Genomic DNA, 9912 nt, shown 5'->3' with positions numbered 1-9912 from the left:
AGGTTTTTCTTGTTATAGCCCAAATTGAGTACTTTATTAGAAAGCCTGGTGAAGTTAAAACTACCGTTATATTTAAATGCGGTTTTGTCTTCACGGTAATTTATCGTAAACTCATAACCCTTGTTACTCAATGTTATCGCGTTAACACGTGGGTTGCCGCCATCATTACCTGTAAAAATCGAGATTGGGGGTATAGAAAGTACGTCTTTAGTCCGCGCATTAAAATACTCAGCGGTTAAAGTCAGCTTACTATCCAAAAATGAAGCATCAAAGCCATAGTTCTGTTGAATCAGCTTTTCCCAGCGCAGATTGTCGTTGGTTAGCTGGACTTGCGTCGCACCTTGTTGTATGGTTTGATCGGGGCCGAAAACTACGGTTGAAAAAGTATTGATCACCGAACGGTATTCATACTCGTCAATGTTATTACTTCCTAAAGTACCATAGCTTGCGCGAAGCTTCAGATCGTTGATCCAGGATACCTTAAAGAAGTCTTCCTTACTAATCCGCCATGCGGCAGATACAGAAGGATAGGTCCCAAATTTATAATCAGGTCCGAATTTAGACGAGCCATCAGTACGGATCACCGCATTAAATAAATACCTGTCGTCATAACTATACTCAATCCGGCCGAAATACGATATCAGATCGGTGCGCAGCCTTAAACCACCAGTCTGTGATTCGTTACCCTGGTCCAACACATCATAATAATGCCCTCTGTTAACCAGTACATTACGCTTAGTACCCGATATTCGCGCATAGTTGGTACGCTGGTAAGATTGCCCTCCCACAGCTGTTACAATATGCTTCCCAAAGGTTTTATTAAAGTTTAAGGTATTTTCTATGAGTCCTGAAGTGAATTCTGCCCTGTTCTCATTTGCTATCGAAGGATCGAATGGCTGATTTAGTGTCCAGTTACCCACTTTCCTTAAATACTTATAATGATCATTACTGGTTTCAATACCAAGGTTTAGCCTGTAATATAAAAATGGAAGAAACTGGAGTTCAGAGAATAAGTTTCCACGGAGGCGAAGGTTCTCATTGGTACGGTCTTCCAGGTCGGCAATTGCCCGCGGGTTAGTGCCAAAAGTACGTCCTCTTGCTTCACTGCCATAGCCGTAGCCACCTGCCGGATTGCTTGGATCATATACTGGGATGGTAGGCAACAAACGTATCACATCTACAATAGGGTTGCCCGACATCTCATCAACCTTGGCTTTGCTTATGGCAAGGTTCTCTCCAATGGTAAATATGCCCTTACGGCCCTGCGTATTTACCCTGAAGTTGAAACGGTTGAAATCGGTACTGATCACTGTACCTTTATTTTGGAAATAACCGGCAGATACAAAATAATTGCCGGCATCGCTGCCTCCGGAAAAATTAGCGTTATAATCCTGAATGTTGCCTGTTTGAAAAGCCACATCCTGCCAGTCCGTGTTATTTTCCAGTTGCAGATCCTGACGCTTAACCACGGCATTGTCATAAGCCATAAAATTTAAACGCGCAAACTCTTCAGTTTCCGCCAGGTCGTAACGCGGGATGGTTTGAATTCCTGATTTACCTGAAAAATCAACTTTCATAGGCCCGTTCTTTCCTTTTTTTGTGGTAATGATGATCACACCACTAGCCGCGCGGGATCCATAGATAGCTGCAGCAGAAGCATCTTTTAAAATTTGAACAGATTCAATATCACCAGGATTAAAATCCCGATTAGCACTTGTGATCAATCCATCAATAACGTACAATGGATTGGTGTTTGACAGGTTTTTTAAACCCCTGATTTGAATCTGTGCCTCAGAACCGGGGCTACCGCCACCGCGAACCTTAATACCTGTGGCCTGACCCTGCAAGGCCTCAGCAACGGTTGTTGACTGACGCTTTTGGATGTCCTTAGCCCTAACTATCGACACTGCTCCGGTCAGATCCTTCTTCAGCTGCGTGCCATAACCAACCACAACAACTTCATTCAGATCCGAGGCCGATTCAACCAGTGTTACATTTACTACTGATCTGTTATTGACCGTAACTTCCTGTGTGTTATACCCGATATAGCTAAACACCAGTACTGTTCCGGAAGTACCTGGTGCGGAAATGGTATAAGCACCTTTCCCATCAGTGACTGTAGATGCAGATCCGCCCTTTACCTGCACACCTACACCTATCAATGGCCCTGATTTATCAGAGACTGTTCCCGTGATATTGCTTTGGGCAAAGGCTGCCTGGCAACAGAGGACAAACAATAAACTTAGAATAAAGCAGAGCTTTAACGCTTTGCTCAAGTGTAATTTTTTTTTCATGCTCGTTTATATTTTGGTTAGCACAATCAATCTTTAGGGGAATAATTGTATTGCTAATTGACCAATTAACATTTGATCTTACAGATCAAATGTTGTTCATTTTGTCTCAATTGGCGTCTTAAATACAGAAATCCGGAAATCATCTTCTTTTATGCCTCATTTCAGCCTATCTTTATTACAACCCAATATAGAATAGCATTGAACAAATTTTTATTGACATTATCCATATTGACAGGTGTGGCAGTTGCCGCATTTGGACAGTCTTATACTTTCAGACATTACCAGGTTGAACATGGACTGTCCTATAATTCTGTGATCTGTAGTTTACAGGACAAAAAAGGATTTCTGTGGTTTGGCACTAAAGATGGCTTAAACAGATTCGACGGCTATACTTTTAAAATTTTCAGAAATGATCCGGACAATCCTCAGACCATAGGCAACAATTTTATTCACAGTCTGTATGAAGATAAAGATCAGAACATTTGGGCCGGTACGCTCCTGGGTTTATATAAATACAACCCGTTAAATGAAAGTTTTAGTCTTATTGTGCCCACAAAGAATAAGGACATCCGGGATATCAGAATTGACAGCAGCGGAAACTTATGGTATATCGCGGGACTGACCTTTTGCATGTACAATGAGCAAACAAAAAAACAGCTTACTTTTGACCAAAGGCTTCATCCGGCAGCGACTTCTCTAAGCATTGCCGCAGATGGCAATATATGGCTGTCGACGACTGATGGATTTATTCAAAAATATGATCCGAAAAAAAATACATTTGAAAGTTATAATGTGTTTTACAAATCAAAACCTACTATATCCGCCTGGATAGAGAAGATATACGATACCGGCAAAGGTTTCTTTTTTATAGGAACTTCCAATCAGGGTATCAAAATATTTGATCTCAAAACTTTTAGCTATAGAGACCTGCTCACCAGAAATACCGACCAGACCGCCATATATGCGAGAGATTTTATAGATCAGGGAAATGATGAATACTGGATGGCCACAGAATCCGGATTATTTATTTACAACCTAAAAACAGGTAAGTTCAACAACCTTCGAAATAAATTCAATGACCCTTACTCCATCTCAGATAATGCAGTTTATACACTAAGCAAAGATAAGGAAGGGGGTATATGGGCGGGGACTTATTTTGGGGGCATAAACTACTACCCTAAACAATATACCTCATTTAATAAGTTCTTTGCCCAGGGCAACGGCAATGGTTTAAGCGGAAATGCTGTCAGGGAAATCTGCAATGACAACAAAGGCAATATATGGATCGGCACCGAGGATGGAGGTCTTAATAAGCTGAACCCGAAAACGGGAGACTTTGACCGGTTTAAGCCTACTGGTGAGAAGACCAGCATCGCGCACACAAATATCCATGGTCTGCTTGCCACAGATGACGAGCTCTGGATCGGCACTTTCGAACAGGGTCTTGATGTAATGGACCTCAATAGTGCTAAAGTGGTCAGACATTACCGCGCCGGGCAGGCTCCTAATGATTTAAAAAGTAATTTTATAGAATCCCTGCTCAAAACCCGGTCCGGGGAAATTTTGGTTGGCACGTCTTTCGGGCTCTATCGCTACAACAGGTCTGGTGATGATTTTACACTACTCAACGAAGTGCCTGGAAACCTGCATTATTCAAGCTTAATAGAAGATGACCGGGGAACGGTCTGGGCAGGTACTTTAAGAGATGGGTTATATTTCTATAATCCCGAAAGCCAGGCATCAGGTTATTATAAACACGAAGAAAACAACAGGAAGAGTTTGAGCAGTAATGCCATAAATAATGTTTACAAAGACAGCAGAGGTGTTTTGTGGGTATCTACAGAGAACGGGCTTAACGAGCTTAACAACAAGGATAATAACTTCAGCAGGTACGGCACAAAAAACGGCTTTTTAAGTAATGTATTTTATAAAGTTTTGGAAGACCAAAAGAACACGCTGTGGATAAGTACTTCGAGAGGCTTGTTTAACTTTAATCCCACAACAAAGAAGATAAAATCCTATACAAGAGCAAACGGACTGCTCAGCGATCAGTTCAATTACAGTTCCGCATTTAAAGACCCTGAGGGAAGAATGTATTTTGGAAGTGTTAAAGGATTGATCAGCTTTTTGCCTGACCAGTTTATGCAAAACGGTTTTGTCTCTCCCGTTTACATTACCGGTTTCCAGGTGTACAATAAGGAATTGGAGATCGGCCAGAAAAACTCCCCGCTCACACGTTCCATTAATTTTACCCATGAAATTGAACTAGAGCACGATCAGGCCACCTTCAGCATAGATTTTGCCGCATTGGGGTTCACCGCGCCTGAAATGACAGAGTATACTTTCAAAATGGATGGTCTTGACCGAAACTGGACCTACCTAAAAACCAACAGGAAGGTATATTTCACCAATCTGTCTCCCGGCACATATACCTTTAAACTGAAGGCCGCAAACAGCAGCGGAATTTGGAATGATCAGGTCACTGAGCTTAAAATAATCATTGATCCCCCGTTATGGGCCAGCCCGCTGGCATTTTTTTGCTATGCATTAATGGCTGCGATAGCAATATATTATGCCATCCGGTACTATCACCAGCGAATAAACACCAAGAATAAACGTAAAATTGAATTGTGGGAATCCAAAAAAGAGAAAGAGCTGTACCACGCAAAAATTGAATTTTTCACTTATGTCACCCATGAGATCAGAACCCCGCTGACCTTAATCAAAGGTCCCCTGGAAGAGGTGATCAAGAGATCTGAAGTAATCCCCTCAATTAAAGACAACCTGGTGATCATGAAAAAGAACACCAACCGGCTAATAGAACTGACCGATCAGCTGCTCGACTTTAGAAGAACCGAGGTCAAAGGTTTTAACCTTAACTTTGTAAACATCAGCATCAGCCAATTGCTTGAAGAAAATTGCCTTAGGTACAAGGCTGCGACAGAACAAAAACGACTTGAGCTGAGCATGAGTTTACCGGATCATCCGCTTTACGCCTATGCTGATCCTGAAGCACTAAACAAAATCCTGAGTAATCTCGTTGACAATGCAGTTAAATATGCGAGCGGAAAAATATCAATAGCACTAATTACCCAGGAAGACTCATTCATCATAATAGTAAGAAGTGATGGAAATCTGATCCCCCCCGGCCTGCACAAAAAGATCTTTGAACCATTTTACAGAATGGAGAGTAATAAAGATCAAAAAGGAACAGGCATAGGATTGCCTCTGGCAAAATCACTGGCAGAACTTCATGAAGGTACTTTACAGGTAAGTAATGAAAATGGACACTGGAATACTTTCACCCTCACCCTGCCCAAGCATCATGAGCGGGAATTTAAACTGACAGACGACACTGCGGACGAACAGGTAACAAAGGAACTTATCCAGCAAAATGGAAATCTGGTGTCTCCGGTAATTCTTCTGGTAGAGGACAATCAGGATATCAGGGAATTTATTGCAGGTAAACTTGTTACAGATTTTCATGTGATCCAGGCAGTTAATGGCAAAGAAGCCCTGGATATATTAAAGGACAGGAGCATTCATTTAATCATCAGCGATATCATGATGCCTGTTATGGATGGCTATGAGCTGTGCAAAGCGGTGAAAGACAACCTGGAATATACACATATCCCAATTATTCTGCTGACGGCTAAAAACACGCTGCAGTCAAAAATAGAAGGTCTGGAAGTAGGTGCCGATGCTTATCTGGAAAAACCTTTTTCTCCGGATCATTTGCTGACTCAGATTTCTAACCTGCTGGCAAGCCGCGACAAGATCAAGAACTATTTTGCCAGTTCGCCGCTGGTACATATTAAAAGTATGGCCTATAATAAGGCAGACGAGGCCTTTTTGGAGAAACTAAATGAAGCCATCAACAAAAATATCGATAACAAATCTCTGGATGTAGATCAGCTGGCCGATATTATGAATATGAGCCGGCCAACACTATACCGGAAGATAAAAGCGATCTCCAATCTTTCGCCGCATGAACTGATCAACATTACCAGATTAAAAAGGGCCGCCGAATTATTAGTTGAAGGAAATTATAAGATCTTTAAGATCGCTTCCCTGACAGGATTTAGTTCCCAGGCACAGTTTGGAAGATGTTTTGTCAAGCAGTTCGGAATGACTCCATCTGAATACGCCGGTTCAAAACACCTCGTCAGTACTGATATTTAATAAAAATGAGTTATAAATGTCATCAAAACATTTATAACCCATCATTTTAAAATGAATTTTTGAAGAAAAATAAAATAGATTCATTTTTTTTCTCGTTTCATCTGATTTTTAACTAAAAAACAACAATTAACATCAATTAATTTATCGGAAAATAAAAATTAACACTTTTTAACAAATTACTTAGTGTCATATTCACACTAATTGGATGAAAATCCCTATGTTTGCATATCAACCCGTTCATACAGGTTTATATTTGGTTAGAAAAGGGTGATATCCGGATGGATATCACCCTTTCTTTTTTTACTTACTATTTTTCATCAATGCTTTTTCTATGACCTGATGGATGTCATGGTACTGATGATGGTCACCCATCTTATCCAGTTTCTGGTTTAACTCCTGAAGTGTTTTTTTAGATTCCGGAGTGTTAATCGCAGCTATCCGCTGTGTAGTATATTGCAGGATCTTTGGTGTCTTAGCCTTCATCGCAATTTCCAGTGCCTTGTTCATATCTGTTTTCACCATTGGCTCCAGCGCATACCAGTACATCAATGGCAAGTTATGATCGTCTTTATCTTCTGTATGCTGAACTAATCCTTCGATGACCTTCCATCTTTTGGCCGGATCAGTGCGCTCAAGCGCAGAAGTCAGGTACAACCTGACCAGTTGTGACTTGTCGGAAACGGCCAGCTCTGCAAAGCGCTGAAGTGCCGCATCAGATGGGTTTTCATCTTCTGCGAGAATCTGAATGGCCCAGCCTCTTACATACTCATTTTCATTACCCAGTAAGTCCAGAAGATCTTTTTCTTCAAGACCCCTGGTCACATGAAGCGTCCAGAGCGCACGCAATTTTCTGGTTGGATCCGGATTATTGATCAATATTTCTTTTAGCGCTTTGTGTACTTTTTCATTTGGACCACGTTCCTGCAGAATCTGGCGTGCCTGTCTTACATACCATTCATTTTTATTGAGCTGGTAATTCACCAGTTCCTGATCAGTAGCTTTATAAAGGTCTACCTTAACCCATTTATCGGTTTCGTGACTGATCTTAAAGATCCGGCCCATTGTCTTCTGATGAACATCAGGATTTGGACTATGGCATTGGTTCTTATCATACCAGTCAATAGCAAACACCGAACCGTTCTGGTCATATTTAAGATTGAGCCATTGAGACCAGGAGTCATTGGTCAGCAGGAAATCCTGCCCGTGACTGGCCACAAAGCCAGAACCGCTTCTTTTAAGGATGTCCATATTGACCCTGCTGCCATGGATATTGTTCATAAAGATGTTATTACGGTATTCAGCAGGCCAGTTTTCACTACCCAGGTAGATCATCGCACCGGCATGGGCATGACCACCGCCTTTGGAATTTGACCTGAAGTTTCCCGCATGCGGGCCACGGTCGCCGATCCAGTGTACGTGGTCACCAATTTGCTTGATATCATCGTATGTGTACGGATTAAAATGATTTCCTGCCTGACGAAGATACCTGGCTCCCTGGATCACATGGAACATATGCGGGATCACACATACGGTAACAAAAGCCTGTCCGTAATCGTTAAAATCTATACCCCAGGGATTACTGGTTCCCTCAGCAAAAAGTTCAAATTTCTTTTTGGTCGGATGATAGCGCCAAACACCGCCATTGAGCTTAACCCTTTGTGCATCAGTCGCTCCAGGCGCGCCTACATTTGATTGTGTAAATACCCCATGCGTACCATACAGCCAGCCATCAGGGCCCCATCTCAGGTTGTTGAGCATTTCATGTGTATCCTGGTAGCCCCAGCCATCCAGAACAATCTGTGGAGGACCTGCAGGTTTATCTGTTTTCGGATCAATTGGTATGAATAATAAGTTAGGTGCAGCACCCAGCCAGACACCGCCCATTCCTACTTCAATCGCACTTACCAGATTTAGGTTCTCAGCAAAAACAGTTCTTTTGTCCAGCTTACCATCGCCATCAGTGTCTTCCATGATCAGCACCCTGTCTTTGCCCTGGCCTTCCGGCGCACGAACAGGATAAGTATGGGCTTCGACTACCCAAAGCCTTCCACGGGCATCTATTGTGAAACTGATAGGTCTTACTATATCAGGCTCGGCAGCGGCTAGTTTCACCGTAAATCCCTTTTTAGGCGTCATGGCTACCGCAGCTTTTTCACCCGACAGACCCGCATTGATCACGGGATCTAAAGGAGGAAGAATGATGATGTCACTTGGTTTAAGCTCGTTAGGGAAATTTGGCCGCTTTGCATAGAACTCAAAATCGTCAAAATTAATGTGGGAAAATTTGTCATCTCCTATATAAGGAATCTGGGAAATCCCCGTTTCCTTGTCTATAATACGGATAAAGATCTGCTTATTGAGCTGACCCTTAAGGTCAACCACTACAGGCTGAAGATTAGAGCGTCCGGATCCGGTGATCTGGAAAATCACTTTGTTATTATCCGCACGCACAATTTCTACACGGGTATCCTGCAAAGCACCTCCGGATACTTTAAATGAGGCAAAAGGATGCGTAACTGTAAATGGAACAGAAATAAGGGTTCCGGTTTTCTTATAATTTTTTGTCCCACCGCTGCTGATGAAATATTTACCGGTTAAACCGGGACGCTGGTCATTTTCGTAAATAGAAGAGGCATCTGCACCAACAAGGGGGCTGGCAAAAGCATCACCGGTCGCTTTCCAGTCCTTCAGTGTGCCGTTCTCAAAACTCAAATTCAATACTTTCCCTGCTTTTTTAGGCAAAATACCAGCTATGGTGGCTGCTTTTTTAATCGGCCCCTGCACTACCTCAATCTTGCCTACCATCCCCGCAGCCCTGTGACCCGGTATAGAGCAATAATAAATGTCATTGGCGGTTGCTCTGAAAACAATACTGGAAGTATCTCCTTTTTCAACCAGTACTTTACTTTTGATCGCTTTCTTTTCCAGGGCGATGTCATGGGTCATCAGTTCCGCATTTACAATTTTAATGCGTACCAATTCTCCTTTACTTGCTTTAAGCGTAGGATTGCGTTTGCCATCAGAACCTATATAACCCAGCATGGTAGTCTCCAGGGTATATTGACGGTCATACTTGACCGTGTCTCTGAGTTTATGTTTTGTAATTTCTCCCGAAGCATAGCTTTTGGGTGTTAAAACAACTGCGATGAGCAGTGTGATCATTAAACGGTATAAATTCATCATTTGTGTGTATTTGGTTATTATTGTAAGATCATTAAATTATTCAGGGCAATTTTTCCAGAATGATATCCTTGTAGAACACTTCTGTTTTCCCACCGCCGTGAAGCTGAAATGCGATATGCCCGGACTGCGGAATCGCTGTGTCTGGCTCCGTATAATCTACGGTTTGTTCCCCGTTCAAAAATATCTGTATGCGGCGTCCTTCAGAACGCACCTCATAACTGTTCCATTCGTTGCGGCGGAGTAATTTTTTTAC

The 9912-nt window shown here is 42.2% G+C and carries 4 protein-coding genes; 1 reads left to right on the top strand and 3 read right to left on the bottom strand.

The window, feature by feature from the left end; genetic code table 11:
- Nucleotides 1–2294, bottom strand: a 2294-nt coding sequence (locus VK541_RS18710) for a SusC/RagA family TonB-linked outer membrane protein (protein WP_324371917.1), incomplete at its 3' end; no start/stop codon positions are given.
- A gap of 198 nt (nucleotides 2295–2492) precedes the next feature.
- Between VK541_RS18710 and VK541_RS18705 the strand changes: the two genes are divergently transcribed.
- Nucleotides 2493–6476, top strand: coding sequence for a hybrid sensor histidine kinase/response regulator transcription factor (locus tag VK541_RS18705; RefSeq protein WP_324371916.1), 3984 nt, complete (start codon nucleotides 2493–2495; stop codon nucleotides 6474–6476).
- Nucleotides 6477–6776: 300 nt separating this feature from the next.
- Here VK541_RS18705 and VK541_RS18700 read toward each other — a convergent pair whose 3' ends face one another.
- Both VK541_RS18700 and VK541_RS18695 read right to left on the bottom strand, forming a co-directional pair.
- The gene (locus VK541_RS18700; RefSeq protein ID WP_324371915.1) at nucleotides 6777–9659 is read right to left on the bottom strand and encodes a PVC-type heme-binding CxxCH protein; all 2883 of its coding nucleotides are present in this window, start codon (nucleotides 9657–9659) and stop codon (nucleotides 6777–6779) included.
- A gap of 40 nt (nucleotides 9660–9699) precedes the next feature.
- The coding region (locus VK541_RS18695; RefSeq protein ID WP_324371914.1) for a DUF1080 domain-containing protein at nucleotides 9700–9912 on the bottom strand (213 nt) is incomplete at its 5' end.

The organism is Pedobacter sp., assembly GCF_035317785.1.
Lineage (GTDB): Bacteria > Bacteroidota > Bacteroidia > Sphingobacteriales > Sphingobacteriaceae > Pedobacter.
Note: the sequence above shows the minus strand (reverse complement) of the source record. Positions and strands in the feature narration are given on the sequence as shown.